Consider the following 18,120-nt stretch of genomic DNA (forward strand, 5'->3'; position numbering starts at 1 on the left):
CCACACAATATGAGAAAGAACCGTAAATATTATAGGTAAGTGCAAGGAAAATGCTTCTAATTGCGAAATACCCTTGCATTCATTATATCAAATATTCACCTAAAAGTCAGTTAAATCAATGCTTTGAAGGTTAATCAGCAGACACTAATTAGAATAATAATCAAAAAGTTCCGTCCCCAATGATTGGATTTTCTATCGTTTGTTGATGGATTTGGCAAGTTTCTGTTGATGGATTTGGCGTGTTTTCATTGGTGAAATTGGCAATGCTAATATCTAAAGTCTCACACATAGGGACACAGCCAAATCATTAAACATCTCGGACTATAGAGTTGTTATTTGTGGTAGGGCTCATTTTTGCTGATTCTGAAGCTCCTATATATTTGCTCTAGAAGAATGACTTTCATGAGTTGGTGGGGAAAGGTCATCTTAGAGAATGACAGTTTGAAGTCGGCCCTGTCAAGTACGGCTTCGGAAAGTCCAAGAGATCCGCCAATAACAAAAGCCAAATCGCTTTTTCCCGAAAGGGCGAGGCTATTCAATTTCCTCGAGAACTCTTCGGATGAAAGCTGCTTTCCCTGAATATCCAAGGCTATGACGAATTGCGCATCCTTGATTTTTTTAAAGATTTCTTCTCCCTCTTTATCCTTTACCTGGATTTCTTCCTTTTCGCTAAGATTTTCAGGTGCTTTTTTGTCCGGCACCTCGGCGAATGAAAGCTTGCAGTATTTCGACAGCCTCTTGGTGTACTCGCCGGCTGCATCTCTCATAAATTTTTCTTTCATCTTACCTACGGTTATTATTGTTATGTTCATTGTTTCAATCCCTTCTAATCAATATTATTTTTCAAATTAATATAGCACATAGATTGCCCCTACAATTACAGGAATTCAACGAGCCAGTCCTTGCCCATATCCATGGGAGTCTCAATCATTTTTTCGAGGCTCTCAGGCGAAAATCCACTGTACGCAAGGGAAACGACCATATCTTTTCCATCTCTGCCTATGACCTTTACCAGTATGCCCTTTTTAGAGAAAATACCCGCTATCTCCTCCGCGCTTTTCTCGGTTCTTAGCCCCAGGACCATATTTAGGCCCGAATCGGCGCTCAAGATTTCTATTCTTCCATGAAAGTTCTTTTCTATATATCTTTGCAGCAACGCATTTTTACGTTTGTAATTGCGTTTTATCCGGCGGACATGCTTGCCCATCAATCCCTCTTCCAAAAAACCGGCCAGGGTCATTTGCTCGAGTTTTGATGCCGATTGGCTATAGCGCGTCTTGATTTTTTCGTAGTCATCCAAAAGTCTATGGGGCAGCACCATATAACTTATCCTTACGGACGGAAGAAGGATTTTTGAGAATGAACCCAGATAGATTACCCTGTCATGTGCATCGAGACCCTGAAGACATGGAACAGGCCTGCTCTCATAGCGAATCAGGCTGTCATAGTCATCCTCGATTATGAAGGACTCTCTATCCCTTGCCCAAGCAAGAAGCTCTATCCTTTTGGGGACCGGCATCAGAAATCCTGTCGGGAATTGATGCGAAGGGCTTACATACACTATGTCTGCATGCGAATCGTCGAGCGCGGCAAGGTCTATTCCATTTTCCAGCACGGGAATAGCCTCGGTTTCGAAACCGTAATCCTCGAATATATATTTTGCCTTTTCATAGCCCGGATCTTCGAAGGCCGCTCGTCCGTTTTTTCGCCGAATGAGCCCAATCAATATTCCTATGAGGTACTGCCCTCCGGCCCCTACGACAATCTGTTCCGGATTCGTCCTCGCTCCTCTTGTCAGATTGATGAATCTTGAGATTTCACGCCTTAGATCCGGCTCCCCCTGATGCGTTCCTGTTCCGTATATTTCGCTGGAACGCTCCCTGAGAACCGTACCGTAAATTTTCTTCCATGCCGAAACGTCGAAGCTTTCACTGTCTATGTCTTCGTTGTAAAAATAGATTTCCCGGGAAATAAATTCATCCGCGCCTTTTGTTTTAAACTTCTCAATTTCCCACGGAAGTTCCTCCTCTATCTCCATCAAATCCGCCGCATAGTATCCGCTTTTGGGTCGACTTAGCACATAGCCTTCAGTCAAAAGTTGAAAATATGCGCTCTCGACAGTCGTCCTGCTAAGACCCGTTATCTCGGAAGCCTCCCTTATGGATGGAAGCTTTTCGTCTTTTTTTATTACTCCTGAACTAATTGCTTTTCTAAAATAATCGTAAAGCTGCATATATATAGGAATATCTGTCCCTCTGTTTGGATAGAATGACACTATCATGTTTGTTCTGTCCCCTTTCATTATTATGTATCTGTGCCTTTTTATATGGTCACATTTATAGTATATTTTAATTACAATAATATTAAAAGGAGTTTTAACATGAAAACAATAGATACTAAAATGCTCGCACGCACCTCGGTTTTAACAGCCCTAGTCTTTATAACTACCTTCACCATCACCATCCCCCTAGGATTTGGATATTTTAACATGGGAGATGCAGCAGTATTCCTGACCGGCCTTCTACTCGGCCCCAAGTATGCTTTCCTTGCCGCCGGAATCGGTTCGGGTTTGGCCGATTACTCCGCGGGATATCTGTTTTATATCCCGTCCACCTTTATTCTAAAGGGAATGATGGCTCTGTTGGCTTCAAAAGCAAGCGAAAAATCTTTAGGCATTAAAATCGCTTTCATGCTTACAGGCGGAATCATAATGATTTTAGGTTATTATGTCACAGAGGGTGTTATTTACGGAAACTGGATTGCTCCGATTTACAATCTTCCATGGAATGCTCTTCAATTTTCACTTGGAATGGTGATTGCCTTGATTCTGCATAAACAACTGAAACGATTTATATCTTAAAAATAGCCGCATCCTTTAAAGGATGCGGCTATTTTACTTGTTGATAATTTAAAATCCGAAGGAAAGTTTTCCACAGTTTCAGGCTTTCCCCACAGCCCCATTGGGCAAAAGTGTTTTTATTCTTCTATTTCATCACGAGCAACAAAGGTAATGTCATACGAAAAAGCTTGGCCGTTCCTGACAAGCTCGACCGTTTCCGTGTCTCCCGGCCTATATGCATAAAGAACCTTTATGAGCTGCCTCATGGTTTCTATATCATCGCTACCGATTCTTGTTATTATATCTCCACCAAGCATGCCGGCCATGTCTGCGGGGGAATCCTTGTAAACCTTGTACACGAATACACCCTTTTCCAGCCCTGTTTCCTCGCCCGAGCTTTGCTCGAACTCCTCGAGATCTATACCCTGTATTCCCATATACGCTTTCGTGAACTCTCCTTTTTCAATGAACTCATCCACAATCGGTTTGGCAATATTTATTGGAATAGCAAATCCCAAGCCCTCGCCACTCTGTATCTTCGCAGTATTGATTCCTATTACCTCTCCTCTAGCGTTAAGAAGCGGACCACCTGAATTGCCGGGGTTTATAGATGCATCGGTCTGTATCAGGCTATCTATGCTTTCTGAATAACTGATTGGAATGCTGCGGTTCAGGCCGCTTATAATTCCTGCAGTCACTGAGCGTTCGAAGGTTAATCCCAACGGATTTCCTATTGCAATTGCCGTTTCCCCAATAATCAACTCATCCGAATTCCCAAGATCAGCTACCGGCAGATTTGTTTTTTCAACCTTCACAACAGCCAAGTCCAGTATCGGGTCATTCCAGAGAACCTCCGCATCCAGGCTCTCCCCACTCGACAAAAGAACCGTCACCGCTTCTGTATTTCCGTCATTTATGACATGTGAATTGGTAAGGATATATCCCCTGCTGTCAACTATTACCCCGGTTCCTACTCCCTCGGCTTTACTAGCCCCAAATATCAAATCGTTCTGTATTGATACCGTTGTGATCCCCACAACAGATGGCATGGCTTTTTTAGCGACAGCCGAGATTACATTTAGACCCTCGGTCGTAGCTACTATTTCATAGGCCGGCCCTCCTTGAGTGTATATGCCGCCGTATGGATCCTTAATTATTTTTCCATAAAGGTATGTCGGCGCAATATATGCGGTGAACAATCCCCCTATCATAGCAGCGATTACTGAAATCGCAATTATTTTCATGAATGGGATTTTATATTTTACTATGGTTTCATTTGGTTTTGAAGCCTTAGGTTTCTCAGTCTCTTTTTCTTCTATTGTTTCGGTGTTTGAAGGCTCTTCGTTTGCAATGTCCGATTCTTCAATCTTCACTTCCTCGCTGTCTTCATGTTCCCTGTACATAATCTTTCCCCCTTATTTTAGTATATTGTAAAGTCTTCCTACCCTATTTCTGTATGTCATATCAAGGTCAATGTCTCTTCCGTCCCTTAAACCATTTTCCTCTAAAATACCTCTTACCGTCTCCATTGCAAGCTCCGGAAAATTATTTTCATGGCTTAAGTGTCCCAAGAGCACGCACCCTGGAGCACCTCTTTCAACCATTTTAACAAGCGCCATCCCGGCATCTTCGTTCGATAAATGCCCCGAATCCCCCATAATCCTTTGCTTCAGAAACCATGGATATCTTCCCACCTTGAGCATTTCCACATCATGATTGGTTTCAAGCAGCAAGAGATCACTGTTTTCCAGTATTTCTATTGTTTCATCCGTCATGTGCCCTAAATCCGTTGCAACACTTACCGCCACTCCCTCGTTTTCGAATGAAAATCCCAATGGATGGGCGGCATCATGGTCAATTGCAAACGGCTTGATAGAAAGGTCTTTAATTTCAAATTTATCTATTCCGTCAATAAAATGGATATTCTCCATATTTATCTTTCCCAGTTGGCTCTTCATTTCAAGCCAGGTGTTTTCATGGACGTAGAGCGGCAGACCGTATCGTCGCATGAGTACACCTACGCCCTTAATATGGTCGCTATGTTCATGGGTCACTAAAATACCGTCTAAATCTTCCGGTTTTTCTCCTATGGATTCCATTGCCTCTTTTATATATTTCCCGGTAACGCCGGCATCAAGCAAAAGGCGTGTTTCTCTTGATGCAATGAATTGGCTATTGCCGCTACTTCCGCTGCTAAGGGAACAAAACTTCATATTTTTCCTCTTTTCTACTGATTCAATTGCTGATTACTATTCCTTCATATGCATCAACATATATTGACCCGCCCTCTTCAGGCAAATCTATTCTCCATACAGGAAGCGCGGTTCCCGATTTTATGTCCTGCCATTTAGACAACGATGTTTTCTTTGTATCAAATAGATAAATCAAATCCATTCCTTCAATTTCATTAATTCTTCTTTCCTCAAGTGTCTCTAACGCCATCAACAACGCCTTTGCAGCTGGAATGACTTTCCTTGCGGAATCTCCCACAGAAATAACTTCCATCCATATGCGCTCAATCCTTGCAACGCCGAGGGTTGAAACCAAAAGCTCCATCCGTCCGTTTTCAAGAGGAAGATCTTTAACTATCTGTACATATATTAGTTCCACGAGTCCGTTTTCAGATATAGCGCTCTCTAAAATCGCATCCTTAAGCGAAAATCCCTTTTCTTCCAAAAATACCTCTGCACTATCTACTGCATCGTCAATACTAGGCTCATCACCCTGAAACACTTCTGTATTTTCGTAGACTAGCATCTTTCCTTCGAGAACTCTCAATGCCTCGGGTCCTTTTGAAAATGAGTCATCCCCAGGATTAAAGCCATTTACCAGAAAAGCTTCCGCTTCCGCATATTTGTCTATTTGAAAATAGGCAACCTCAAGGGAAGCTACCTCCGGCATTTCACGTGGGATGCCCAAAGGCAAAGAAATCCCCCTTTTATCAAGTATCTCTTCCACCTCTTCTATCCTTTCCGCCGCCAAACCGGAAAGATTGTCAGAAGATGGGCCGTCCTTTTCCAAATTATAAAAAAGAAATGCATTTGTTATTATGAATGCAATTATAAGAATTGTCTTAGCCTTGGTCCAATCCATGGGCCTTCTCCTTACTCGTTTCGGGTGCGATAAAGCATTTCCCCGTCAACAATATTACAATAGTAAACCCTTTTTTCTATGGCAATTCTCCAAACCGGATTAAGCCTTTCCATGCCTGCGCCTTCATCCAAGTAATAGAGTATTTGTATGCTGTCTATAGCTCTAAGTATATCAAACAGCAATTGATCCATTGATATGTTTTCTATCTCCAAATCATTGTCGACTATATATGCTGCGGCAATTTCCCTTAGGTTTCTGTCTATTGCCTTCTGAGGCAATAGAATAGAGTCGTAAGATGTCTCCCCTTGGAATTGAATGTTCATTTTTTCGCGAAATACGCGGCGCTTGTAGTATGCGACATCGTTGCCGTAAACATCGATCGATATAGCCCCCGCCCCTTCGCCGTACGAAACTTGATAGCCATTTATTTTGTATCCAAAATAAAAACGGTATCCCTTGACACCGGATTTCTCTATTTCTTCGCTCCCAGCCAAATAAGCCCCCGCCGGCCATCCTCCGTGGTTTTTCACGAATGCAACGGATCTGCTGAGTGCTTCAAGCAATGTAACATTTAAAGGCTGCCCCTGTTTTTCAATCATTTCTGTATACTCTAGGAGGCCATCAGACTGTATTTTCAAAACCTTTTCTCCATAGTTTGAAATGTAAAAAACCGATCCGTCAGTTTCTTCGATTTTTTTGACAAAATCAAAGGTTTCTCCAAAAATACGGCCGGCCATGGCTGTGATTTGAGCCTTATCTGACACATCCATTTCTGTCGCGACTTCAGTTGTCGAAATCCCTTCTTCAAAATTAATTGGTAGCAAAACATCCGTTTCTATGCCAAGAATATCCTCTGTTCTGAAATAATCCGTATGCGGAAGGGCTTCCACCTCGTCTATTTTTGAAGCTATGTCTCCTGCTATGGGCTCTCCCTTTAGCTTCAGATAAATCCCTTTGGACTTGTCGGCAATGTATATAACGCTTCCGTCTGTTGCGGGCATGATGAGATTGTCAATATCGCTTAAATTTTCACCAATATTCCATGACCCGAAATCGGAGTAAAAAAGCTCAAGCGGAACCGGAAACGAGAACCGCAGCTTGACTGATTTATATTCATTTGCATCCTGCCATTGCTCAATATTCAGCGTTTCATATGTGAAACCCTTTTCAGTAAAGTCATCGATTATTCTGACCACTTCGCTCCATGTATCATTCGGATCCGTGAAAAGGATTGTATGATAACCGCCCCCAAAATTATAAACATAACTTTGGGGGCTTAGAATTTCAGCATAGATATTAAATTCTTCTTCAACGGCATTGTCAATTTCCTTAGCGAATATTTCGCTTGAAGGTATAATAATCCAAAGCCTTTGGGTAAGAAGCACGCTGAGGACAAAGAGCATGGCAAGAAAAATTGTTTTTACTTTTTCTTTGCCCATAATCCGGCCTCCATGGCTACCTGCTCATTGAGCCGATAAAGCTTTTTGAAAGAATCTCAAGCACTTCTTTCTTTATTTCATCAGCATCCTTGATGGTAAATGAAAAATCCTTGACTTTAATTCGTTTCTCCACAAAATACCCGTTATCTCCATATTCGTCTAAAACCTCAAACTGAATGCGATAGGCTCCGGGCTTAACATTTTCAAGTTTTTTATAGTAAAACAGAACATCCCTTCCAGCCTCTTCGTCAAAGGTTTGAATACCAGATGATGATGTCTCGCCAAAAATTTCTCCAAGTTTCTCTGCCATCAAAAGTTCTTCAGTTGAAGGCTCGGGATTTTCTCCTTGCATAGCTGTATCCGAAGAAACTTTTGCCGCGGCTTCTACAGTCGTTCCAGTTGTTTCTTCAAAATAGAATACGGACTCCTCTCGTCTTTCTATCAGAGGCGACTCGTAAACCAGTTCTTCAGAATAGTAAGGAACCGGGCCACTTTCTATGATATTTAGTCTAATTGGAAAATCAATTGGATTAACCTTCCTAAAGACAGAAAGCCTTGCTTTTGCTCCGTCAAAAATCTGAGCTGAAATGAACAGATTTTTATCCGTAACAATCTCTCCACGCGGCCGAATTATATTTACTAACGCAGGCTTTTCATTCTCCATAAAAATGCTGTTGACCTGCAGGTCCGCGTTCTCAAGCCCTTCTCCTGTGCCCCATGCAATCCCTCCTTGGGATATTGCCATAGACAAGATCATTGCGAGAACAATGAGCCTCTTCTTCATAAAATCCTCCTAAAAACACATATTAACTATCAAATCTCATTATACTCCCTTATTATTACAACAGCGTTACAGTGGCATTACACATACCTTAAATATATCCACAAAGACTGCTCTCAAGTGGGAATGAAAAAACCACATCTGTTCCCTGTCCTGTGCGGCTTTTGATTCCTATCTCTCCTCCGTGTCCCTCAATTATTTTCTTTGAAATGGACAGACCGAGCCCGGTCCCTCCCAAGCTTCGCGATCTTGCCTTGTCTACACGATAGAATCTGTCAAATATCCTGCCCATGTCTTCTTCCGGTATCCCAATGCCTTGGTCCTTGACGGAAATAACGGCCTTATCGTCATCCTTGGCAAGTGAAATTTCGATAAAAGTGGAATCATCGCTGTATTTTATTGCATTGGAAAGCACATTAAGAAAAACCTGTTCAATCTTGTCGTGGTCGAAGAAGCCCTCCATTGAATCTGCATCAGTGTTAAAGGATATTTTCATGTCCTTGCTTCCGGCGGTAACATCCATCTTGACGACAGCCTTTCGTATAAGGTCTACGACATCGTTGCATCCCTTGTTCCACGCCACTTTTTCATAATCGAAATTAGACAATTGGAGAAGGTCCCTGACCAGACGCGTCATGCGATCTGATTCGCTATCTATCACCGACAGGAACTGCAGAGCAAGCACCTTGTCGTCAACGGCTCCCTCTAGCAGTGTTTCTGTATAACTTTTTATACTTGTAAGCGGAGTTTTAAGCTCATGTGAAACATTTGCAACAAATTCCTTGCGCATGTTGTCTAATCTTTGCTGTTCGGTGACATCTTGCATGAGGATTACCAATCCTGCGTATTCCTTGTGCTCATCGGTAAACGGCGCATAGTCGCTTCTGTAAATTGAGTTGCCCACATTTAATTTCCTGCTTCCAACCCATGAAGGATTGTTTTCGCCTATGCTTTTTATCGTAAGATTCTCGTCGTACTTCTCAATTATTTCATCGTAGCCTTTTTCAAGATCCCTTGGCTTAATTCCCAGGATATCCATGGCTTTTGGATTGGCATGAATTACGGTTCCCTTCAGGTCCACCGCAAGCAAACCATCTGCCATGTTGTTAAGTATTGTTTCAAGCTTGCTCTTTTCCGAAGAAATTTCCCCGAGGGTATTCTTTAGTTTATCAGTAAGCTCATTGAACATTTCTCCCAGTCGGCCAATCTCATCGTCAGACTTGACATCAACCTTCTGTTCGAATTCGCCGTTTGCCATTCTAGACGCCTTTCTTGTAAGCTCTGCAATAGGCTCTGTTACGCTTTTAGCAAGCAAATATCCAAGTATTATTGTTATGAATAGTGCAAGCATCGTTGCTTGAGTTAGAATCCACTTGGATTCGTCAAGTGTTTCATAAATATCATTTAGGCTATCTCGGATATATAAAATTCCAATGGTTTTTTCCCCTCTGGTAATAGGAAATACGAGATTCTTTGTGCGTAGCCCCGAATCGCTTTCCAGGTCAAGCTCTCTCACATCGCCCTTCGCGGCATCTATTATAAGTGTATACTCCAATATGTCTATTGCATTTTTCCCTATAAGATTGGCATTGCTCGTGGCTATAATCTGGAAATTCTCATTGATGATGAAAATTTCCTCTCTAAACCCCTTGGACCATGTGTCAATGGTGCTTTGTATCTTATCCTTCTCCTCGTCGAGGTCGTCATAGGGAGCAACCGACGGCAGAATATAATCCTCGGCAATCCTATTGAGCTGGTCACTGACCGCGCTTAAGTGGTATTTCTCGAATTGGTCCACTATATAAACGCCAACAATGGCCATTGCTATGAAAACCAAAAGAAAGTATATGATTATGAATCGCCATCTTATGCTTTTAAACATCTACTTCCTCCTGAAATAATAACCTACCCCTCTTTTGGTCAGCACATACGTGGGATTAGATGAATCATCCTCAATCTTTTCCCTAAGCCTTCTTACCGTAACATCAACAGTCCTGATGTCTCCGTAGTATTCATAGCCCCATACATCCTTAAGCAGCTGCTCCCTATTGAATACCTGGTTTTCCTGCGTAGCCATGAATTTAAGGAGTTCGAATTCACGAAGCGTCAACTCAATGATTTCCTCTCTTTTTTTAACCTCGTATTTGTCTACGTCAATGGACAAATCCCCGGAAACTATTCGGCTGCCTGTATTTGTGGTGTCTATCTTGACCCTTCTGAGATTCGCCTTTACTCTGGCTATAAGCTCCCTCATTCCAAAAGGCTTTGTTATATAGTCGTCCGCTCCCAGTTCCAAGCCCAGAACCTTGTCCACTTCCTCTTCCTTGGCGGTTATCATTATTATCGGTATATTCATGGTTTCGCGAATTTTTTTGCACACTTGGAAGCCGTCCATCTTCGGCAACATTATATCAAGAAGAACCAAATCCGGATTTGACTGAAAAATTACGCGCAACGCTTCCTCTCCATCATAGGCAACCATTGCTTCAAATCCCTCTTTTTCTAAATTGTATTTGATTATGTCGGAGATCGGTTTTTCATCATCCACTATCAATATTTTTCTAGACATGATTTTTCCTCCCATTAATTGCTTTTCATTCTGTTTTCATGATATCTTTTTGAATGGCCATTGTCCACATTATTGTTGACAGCTAAAGGAATAGCTAAGGCTCTTTTCTTTTTCTTCAAGCACTGTTCCCATATCCTTTGAAAGAAGTGATATTTTATCCATAATTTCCCTTAGCTTCTCGCCTTCCGGAACGATTGGCTCGCTTTTATCCTTCACATAAAGTGGATGCAGTGATAAGGATGTCAGATTCCCTCGGACTATTTCAATTTCCGCAACCATTCCCTGCTTGTTGTTTTCATTGTTCTGATCGAAGATATAGTTTCCAAGGCTGTAAAGAATCGGCCGGCCCCTGTATATTTCAAGGCCCTGCAAAACATGGGGATGATGTCCTATTATAATATCTGCTCCGGCATCTATAAGAGCGTGGGCCACGCGCCTTTGCTCCTCCGTTTCCATGTTTGATTCCTCTATTCCCCAATGGAGTGAAACTGCAACAAGATCGACCCTGCTTTTTAGCTTTTTTATATCATCTATGATGGGACCAAGATCCATTGGCGCAGTTCCCGGAACATCTTTTTCCGCAACAAATTTCCGTCTTTCCTGGTAGCTCCAAAAATAGTATGAAAACTCATTGTAAGCCAGAAAGCCTATTGAAGTATCTCCCTTTTTAAAAATTTCAGGTTTCCTTGCCGCCTCAATATCCTTGCCTGCCCCTACATGACCTATGCCCTCTTCTTCAAGAAATGCTATGGTGTCGGAAAGCGCCTCATTTCCATAATCCAGTATGTGGTTGTTTGCAAGAGAGAGAATCGAAAATCCGGCTTCCTTCAAAAGTTCCGCCTTATTTGGGGAAGCCCTGAGCCAAATGCCCTTTTCTAAAAGCTTTTGTCCCTTTTCAGATAGGGAACATTCAAGGTTTCCGAAAAGCACATCCGATCTGCTAAAAACAGTTGAAAATCCTCTATATGCGCTTTCCCCTCCATTATCATCCAAAAGCCTTCCAACTCTTCTTCCAAGCATAATATCGCCGGTTGCAGAAAGAACAATTCTTCTATTTTCAATCAAAGCTTCGTATTCATACCAAAGCTTGCGCCCTTCTTCCAAGGAAACCGTGGACAGATTTGTTTCATTCTCGATTTTCACCAATAACGCAGAATCCTTGAAGGGTATTTCTCTCGCATCCGAAGAACATCCGGTCAATAGAATAGCAAGCGATAGAAGCATAATCAATTTTTCCATTTCCGCCACCTTTTTCGCAATATTGAAAAACAGGTCCGAAGACCTGTTTTTAGAAGTTAACATAATTTCTAGGGTTCTGTGGAACACCGTTTTTTCTTGTTTCGAAGTGAAGGTGCGGTCCTGTGCTTACCCCCGTATTGCCGCTTAGGGCAATCTGTTCATCCTTATACACTCTGTCTCCCGCGCCAACTAAAAGCTTGCTCAGGTGTGCGTACCTTGTTTCCATATTAGCTCCATGGTCTATTATGACAATGTAGCCGTAACCGCTTCTGTATCCGGCAAAGGTTATTACCCCTCCATCTGCTGCGCGAACAGATGTCCTTGTCGACATTCCTATGTCTATCCCTTCGTGCCGCCTTCCCCATCGCCATCCGAATTCGGATGTTACAGAACCTCTATTGGCAGGCTTCTTGAAAGATCCTGTGCCAATCTTGGGGGGTAGAGCCTTTGTCCCTTTGTATGTTATCTGAGTCACAGGTTCCTTTGTTATTTCTTCACTCAAGATTTCTCTCTGATACTCAATTCCGTTTGCCCGGACTATTTTTGCCTCTACCGTCCGTGTTCCGTCCTGCCCTGACCTTTTTATTCTGTATTCATCCTTATATATTCCCGAATTGTCTTCGTAAACCTTATCGCAAGGGATAACTTCATCGTAGACCTTGTTTTCTGTCGTCATAACCGTTATAAACGGCTTCGGCACAAGAAGATTCAACTTTTGCCCTATCTGGAGCGCCCTCGGAGAAACATCGGGGTTTGCCGCTTCCAAATCTGCAACATGTATTCCATAAAGTTCGGCTATCTTTCCGAAATAATCGCCTTTTTCTATTACATGAACCTTTTTCTCTTTTGTCCCACGCTTTATGTATTCGAGAATTTCTTCACTTTCTCCAATCAATTCATGCGGTACCGGTTCCTCAACTACTTCAACTTTTTCCTTAAAATATAATTCGAGTATCTTTACGCCATCTTCCCTGTCAACGAAAGGCTCTATCAATTTCTCTAAAATTCCCTCGGCTTCAGAGCGCGTATCAAGTCCGGCTATTATATCTCCGTCCACCTCTATTGCGAACGACCGCAGCCTTACCTTCAAAAGTTCTTCTACATCTCGTTTGATTTCCTGAGGATACATCGTTTCCACTGCGATGTCAGTTGTCTGTGTGTCCGCATATGCCGACACGGGTACCACTAAAGAAATTGCCAAGGCTCCCGCTAAGGCAATGGAAAATACTTTTGCTGCTTTTTCAAGCTTAATTAAGCCTGTTAAAAAGGTCTCTCTTTTTTGCATACTTAACCCCTGTCGTTTCATCTTTTTATAAAAACAGAAAATACTCTCCCATTATGTTCGACTATGTTTGACACTTTCTATATTAAAACCTTTTTTTGCCGAACAATTCAATCCTTTTTCCCAATCGTTAATTTGTTTTTATCTTGGCTATATACGATTGGCTTATTTAGATATGTTATACTAGCATATAAGACGAATTATTGCAATGGGGGAGTTGCCATGACCTTTACAAGAAAAACAACGGAAGTCGATTTCGGTAGCACTTCCATAGAAAATATTTTTATAAACGACCTGATGCCGGGAGCGCCCGGCACATATGTAAAGGTCTACCTTATGGGTTACAAGTACGCTTGCGATAAGGACCTTGGAATGAACTTCAGCAACAAAATGCTCTCTCGCCATCTTAACTTAACAGTCGAGGATGTGCTTGGAGCCTGGGCCTTTTGGGAAGGCAAAGGAATAATAAGAAAAATCCCATCAAACAAAACGGATGCGACTGATTTCTCGGTAGAATTCTTTTCCTTGAGACAGCTGTTTATCGACAATAATTTCAGTTCAAACACCATTCCTCGTCCGAAGGCATTTGTAGCGTCCCCAAGTAGGAGCCCTGAAGCTCTACGTTCAGACTCCGAAACATCTAAGATGTTTGAATCCATAGAGGACATAATCGGGCGTCCCATTTCAGTCAATGAGGCCGTCGAAATTTCCGAATACATGGAGGCCTACTCAATGCACCCCGTAATGGTAATAGAGGCCTATTCAACTGCAAGCGAAAAAAGAGGCATCCATACATCCAAATACATTGGCGGCATTTTGAAAAACTGGTTTGACAAAGGCGTCTTTTCTATCAAGGACCTTGAATCAAGGAGAAACGAAGAGTCTATTCTGCAATTCCAATACAAGCGCATATTCGACGCATTGGGCTTTTCGGGACGAAATCCCTCCAATGCGGAAAAGAAACTGATGGACCAATGGATATCTGAATGGAAATTCCCAATAGACATGATTTTAAAGGCCTGTGAAAATACTATATACACTTCAAAGCCAAGCATAAAATATATACACAGCATCTTGACAGCGTGGCAAAAGGATGGAATACAGACTCCTGAAGCCGTAGAAAAAAACAATGCAAAAAGAAAGGCGAGGCCTTCCATCCCCGCTGCTAGGGGCAATAACAAGTTTCACAACTTCAAGCAGACAGCCCCAGATTATTCGGAAGACGAATTGGAAAAAATACTGAAGGAAATAAACAACCTAAAATAAGGATGGTTCCATGAAAAACAATTATATCAAGGATATCATGAAAGAATACGAAGAAATACGAAGAAGGAACGAGCAAGCTTTGGATCAAAGAATAGGCGAAGTATACAAAAAAATACCCACCCTTCGGAAAATAGATTCCGAGCTGGCTTCAACCGGCGCGGGAATCGCTCGCATTACACTTTCCGGAACTTCAGATTCTGAATCAGAGATAAAAAAACTCAAAGACCATGTAGACTCTATTCGAAGAGAAAAGGCCTTTCTTTTGACTGAAAATAATTTTCCGCTTTCGTACCTTAATCTTCAATATGATTGTGAAAACTGCAAGGATACCGGTTTCGATTCATCCGGAACGCGCTGCAGCTGTTTTAAGCAGAAATTAATTTCAAAAGCATACCACATGTCAAACATCGAATCAGTCATAGAGCGGGAAAATTTTAAAACTTTCAATCTCGATCTTTTTTCAGATGCCCCCTATGGGGATGAAAAATTGACGCCAAAACAAAATATAAGCCAGAACCTGAGCATATGTGAAGGATTCACCTTTACTTTCAAAGATCCCAAAGAAAAGAATCTAATTCTGTACGGTCAGCCGGGACTAGGAAAAACCTTTCTCTGCAATTGCATAGCGAAGGCCCTCATAGACAAGGGATACATCGTCGTATATCAGACAGCCTTCAAGATTCTCGAAATTCTTGAAAAGCACAAGTTTTCCCGGGAAAAGGATTTTGCCGTAGAAATGGCATACAATTTGCTTTTTGATTCAGACCTATTGATAATTGACGACTTGGGAACCGAAATGACGAATGCCTTTACGAATTCCGAACTCTTCAACATACTGAATTCGAGGCTACTGGCATCGAAAAAAACTGTCGTTTCCACAAATCTTTCGCGCCTTGAGATGTCCCAAGTCTACAGCTACCGTATATCTTCAAGGATAAACGCGTACTACACGCCTCTTAAATTTTTCGGCAAGGACATACGTTTGGTTTCGCAATCAAAAGAACATAGATAGCAAAAGAAGCTTGCAGCTTGCAGTTGGCAGGAAAATCCAAACATCAAAGACTTAAAAACAAAAATACAAGAGCTTGCCGTTCCGAATGCGAAATGCATATCAGGTTGGTTTTGCCCTTGTATTGTTTTTTGATTTGCTTTGCGATTTTTCTCTTTTTTCCTCTTTTCCTGCCAACTACCCGCAGCATGCTGCATGCTGCCCGCTATCTTTTCTATCTAAAAATCTTGTCGCGAACGATAGTCTGGCTTCTTTTGGGTCCGATTGATACAATTTTTATTGGAACATCCACCAATTCTTCTATCCTGTTGATGTATTTCTTTGCGTTTTCAGGTAGATCCTCGAAGGACTTTATTCCGGTAATGTCTTCATTCCAGCCCTCGAAGGTTTCATACACCGGATTGGCATCTGCCAAGTCCTTAAGACTCGCAGGGAAATGTTCTACTCTATTGCCTCTAATATCATAAGCTATGCAAATTTTAATCTCTTCAACGCCGGTAAGCACATCGAGAAGCATGAGCGCAATGGATGTCATACCGTTTATTCTTGACGAATACCTTACCATTACCGCATCAAACCATCCGCAACGCCTAGGTCTTCCAGTGACCGTTCCGAATTCATTGCCCGCTTTTCGTATCCTGTTTCCGATTTCGTTATCCTGTTCAGTAACGAATGGTCCTTTTCCAACCCTTGTAGTATAGGCTTTCGCGATTCCCAAAACCTCTTCGATGCAGTTGGGTCCTATTCCCGTACCCACGGCAAATCCTCCGGAGATTGGATGCGAGCTTGTAACAAACGGGTATGTCCCGAAATCGATGTCGAGAAGAGTTCCCTGCGCGCCTTCAAAAAGCACTTTTTTTCCGGCTTTAACCGCTTCGTAAAGCGTAACTGTAGTATCTTCAACATATGGACGAAGCTTTTCCGCATATTCCAAATATGCCTTTAGCATTTCTTCCTCGTCGAATGGATCTCCTCCGTATATCTTTTGTATGACATTGTTCTTGCGCTTCAATTGATGAGAAAGCTTCTCTCTAAAAACCTCTTCATCCATGAGGTCGCACATTCTTATTCCGCTTCTTTCCACTTTGTCCATGTAGCAGGGTCCGATTCCGTTTTTAGTAGTGCCTATCCGGTTGTCCCCACGTGAACGTTCCGCCAAATCATCAAGCCCCTTATGATATGGGAAAATCAGATGTGTACGGTCGCTTATTCGTATATTTTTAGTGCATATGCCCTCTTTTTCAAGTTTTTCAACTTCATTTAGAAATCCCTCGGGATCAAGGACAACTCCATTTCCTATTATATTGATGGCTTCAGGATTCAAAATACCGGACGGTATCAGCCTGAGAGCGTATCTCTTGTCTCCCACAACAACCGTATGACCGGCATTGTTCCCGCCCTGTCCGCGAACAACAACATCGGATTGGCTTGCCAGGAAGTCAATAACCTTCCCCTTTCCTTCGTCTCCCCATTGTGCTCCGGTGATAACTACTGTTGACATGCTTACACCTTCCTTATATGTGATGATTTATTTTCTACGCCTAACCCATTAAATATTAACAGAATTTTGCCATGGCGTCAATTTTATACGAATATTTTCCATCTATTTCTGTAAAACATTCGATATATATTGCGACAAAAAGCACTCTGCATAATTTGCAGAGTGCTTGCTAAACTTGCTTATGCTTACTTGCTTTCCAAGTAAGCATTCAAATCATCTATTAGTTTATCTGCGTCTATACCATGTACTACAGCCGCTTCACTGATTTTTTCGCTACTTGAAACCGGACATCCTATGCAGTGCATTCCATGCTTCATGAAAATCGCTGCCGTTGCTTGGTCAATATCAAGAACTTCCGTTATTATCATATCCTTTGTTACTTTTTCCGCCACATTCTCACCTCCTAGTCAGCTAATTATACCCTACGAAAAGCTTTTTTCAAGTTTTTGCGTGGGTTTATTGCAAACAATTGTTCGATTGTCCACATTGTCCACAGAGTTATCCACATTTTTATTCTTTTTGTGGGGAAAACCACGATTCCCTGCTTATACTCATAGAATAATATTGGCAAAATATTTGCCCGTTTTCATAGAATAGATATGGATTTTTCTTCATTATTTCTCTTATCATTTTTTCCTCTATTTCCTGCTCTTCGAAAACCTCAACAACTTCATTTTCGATATTGAAACCACTCTTTAAATAGGCCTTGAATGCTCTTTCATTGAACTTTGCAACTTTCAGATAAAGCTTCTCCATCTTCATTTTACCGAAATACATTTCCATAAAACTCTCTAATGCAATTGGGCCATAGCCTTCTCCAATCCTTGCCGGATCAAGCACTATCCCCAATTCGCTTATGCGCCGAAAATAGTTGATATGCTTCATCGAAATATATCCTATTACATCATTTTCCTGATTTATTGCGGCAAAACACTTTTTTCGGATGCCGGATGTTTTCATGTGGTGCCAAAGGCCTCTTTCCCTATGTGAAAGTTTCGGAAAGTTGTAATGAAGAAAAAGCGGGTCTTCATGAGTTCCCCATCCTGCCATGAATTCGACATCACCGCGCCCGAGTTCTTTTATGGTAACATGTTTTTTCAAT

General features: G+C 41.9%; 17 protein-coding genes. 3 read left to right on the plus strand and 14 right to left on the minus strand.

Going from position 1 to position 18,120, the window contains the following annotated elements; all coding sequences use genetic code 11:
* Window positions 1-332: 332 nt before the first annotated feature.
* Both rlmH and JJE29_01910 read right to left on the minus strand, forming a co-directional pair.
* On the minus strand, window positions 333-812 hold the full coding sequence (rlmH, locus tag JJE29_01905; protein ID MBK5251383.1) for a 23S rRNA (pseudouridine(1915)-N(3))-methyltransferase RlmH: 480 nt from the start codon (window positions 810-812) through the stop codon (window positions 333-335).
* A gap of 65 nt (window positions 813-877) precedes the next feature.
* Complete coding sequence (locus tag JJE29_01910) at window positions 878-2,302, minus strand: PLP-dependent aminotransferase family protein (protein MBK5251384.1); 1,425 nt, start codon at window positions 2,300-2,302, stop codon at window positions 878-880.
* Between the two features lie 78 nt (window positions 2,303-2,380).
* Between JJE29_01910 and JJE29_01915 the strand changes: the two genes are divergently transcribed.
* Complete coding sequence (locus tag JJE29_01915) at window positions 2,381-2,860, plus strand: ECF transporter S component (protein MBK5251385.1); 480 nt, start codon at window positions 2,381-2,383, stop codon at window positions 2,858-2,860.
* A gap of 116 nt (window positions 2,861-2,976) precedes the next feature.
* On the opposite strand, the gene JJE29_01920 is transcribed toward JJE29_01915, so the two are convergent.
* From JJE29_01920 to JJE29_01960, 9 genes are all read right to left on the minus strand, one after another.
* Window positions 2,977-4,083, minus strand: a complete 1,107-nt coding sequence (locus JJE29_01920) for a trypsin-like peptidase domain-containing protein (protein MBK5251386.1) — start codon at window positions 4,081-4,083, stop codon at window positions 2,977-2,979.
* Window positions 4,084-4,254: 171 nt separating this feature from the next.
* Window positions 4,255-5,052, minus strand: coding sequence for an MBL fold metallo-hydrolase (locus tag JJE29_01925; protein ID MBK5251387.1), 798 nt, complete (start codon window positions 5,050-5,052; stop codon window positions 4,255-4,257).
* A 22-nt stretch (window positions 5,053-5,074) separates the two neighbouring features.
* On the minus strand, window positions 5,075-5,932 hold the full coding sequence (locus JJE29_01930; GenBank protein MBK5251388.1) for a two-component system regulatory protein YycI: 858 nt from the start codon (window positions 5,930-5,932) through the stop codon (window positions 5,075-5,077).
* Between the two features lie 11 nt (window positions 5,933-5,943).
* Window positions 5,944-7,371, minus strand: a complete 1,428-nt coding sequence (locus JJE29_01935; GenBank protein MBK5251389.1) for a hypothetical protein — start codon at window positions 7,369-7,371, stop codon at window positions 5,944-5,946.
* Window positions 7,372-7,387: 16 nt separating this feature from the next.
* Window positions 7,388-8,155 carry a hypothetical protein gene (locus JJE29_01940; GenBank protein ID MBK5251390.1) on the minus strand — a complete coding sequence of 256 codons (768 nt, stop codon included), beginning with the start codon at window positions 8,153-8,155 and terminating at the stop codon, window positions 7,388-7,390.
* 88 nt (window positions 8,156-8,243) lie between these two features.
* Window positions 8,244-10,034 carry a HAMP domain-containing protein gene (locus tag JJE29_01945; protein ID MBK5251391.1) on the minus strand — a complete coding sequence of 597 codons (1,791 nt, stop codon included), beginning with the start codon at window positions 10,032-10,034 and terminating at the stop codon, window positions 8,244-8,246.
* On the minus strand, window positions 10,035-10,721 hold the full coding sequence (locus JJE29_01950) for a response regulator transcription factor (protein MBK5251392.1): 687 nt from the start codon (window positions 10,719-10,721) through the stop codon (window positions 10,035-10,037).
* A 69-nt stretch (window positions 10,722-10,790) separates the two neighbouring features.
* Window positions 10,791-11,960 carry a CapA family protein gene (locus JJE29_01955; GenBank protein MBK5251393.1) on the minus strand — a complete coding sequence of 390 codons (1,170 nt, stop codon included), beginning with the start codon at window positions 11,958-11,960 and terminating at the stop codon, window positions 10,791-10,793.
* Between the two features lie 49 nt (window positions 11,961-12,009).
* Window positions 12,010-13,245: a M23 family metallopeptidase gene (locus JJE29_01960; protein ID MBK5251394.1), complete on the minus strand. Its 1,236-nt coding sequence runs from the start codon at window positions 13,243-13,245 to the stop codon at window positions 12,010-12,012.
* Between the two features lie 219 nt (window positions 13,246-13,464).
* Here JJE29_01960 and JJE29_01965 point away from each other — a divergent pair, with 219 nt between their 5' ends.
* The gene (locus tag JJE29_01965; GenBank protein ID MBK5251395.1) at window positions 13,465-14,508 is read left to right on the plus strand and encodes a DnaD domain protein; all 1,044 of its coding nucleotides are present in this window, start codon (window positions 13,465-13,467) and stop codon (window positions 14,506-14,508) included.
* Between the two features lie 10 nt (window positions 14,509-14,518).
* A complete protein-coding gene (locus tag JJE29_01970; GenBank protein MBK5251396.1) occupies window positions 14,519-15,520 on the plus strand; it encodes an ATP-binding protein in 1,002 nt (333 codons plus the stop codon).
* Window positions 15,521-15,731: 211 nt separating this feature from the next.
* On the opposite strand, the gene JJE29_01975 is transcribed toward JJE29_01970, so the two are convergent.
* The 3 genes from JJE29_01975 to JJE29_01985 all read right to left on the minus strand — a co-directional run bounded on the left by JJE29_01975 (window position 15,732) and on the right by JJE29_01985 (window position 18,119).
* Complete coding sequence (locus tag JJE29_01975; GenBank protein MBK5251397.1) at window positions 15,732-17,018, minus strand: adenylosuccinate synthase; 1,287 nt, start codon at window positions 17,016-17,018, stop codon at window positions 15,732-15,734.
* Between the two features lie 185 nt (window positions 17,019-17,203).
* Window positions 17,204-17,386, minus strand: coding sequence for a DUF1858 domain-containing protein (locus JJE29_01980; protein ID MBK5251398.1), 183 nt, complete (start codon window positions 17,384-17,386; stop codon window positions 17,204-17,206).
* Between the two features lie 142 nt (window positions 17,387-17,528).
* The gene (locus JJE29_01985; GenBank protein ID MBK5251399.1) at window positions 17,529-18,119 is read right to left on the minus strand and encodes a GNAT family N-acetyltransferase; all 591 of its coding nucleotides are present in this window, start codon (window positions 18,117-18,119) and stop codon (window positions 17,529-17,531) included.
* Window position 18,120 lies beyond the last annotated feature (1 nt).

The sequence above is a fragment of the Peptostreptococcaceae bacterium genome, assembly GCA_016649995.1.
Taxonomy (GTDB): Bacteria; Bacillota; Clostridia; order Peptostreptococcales; family BM714; genus BM714.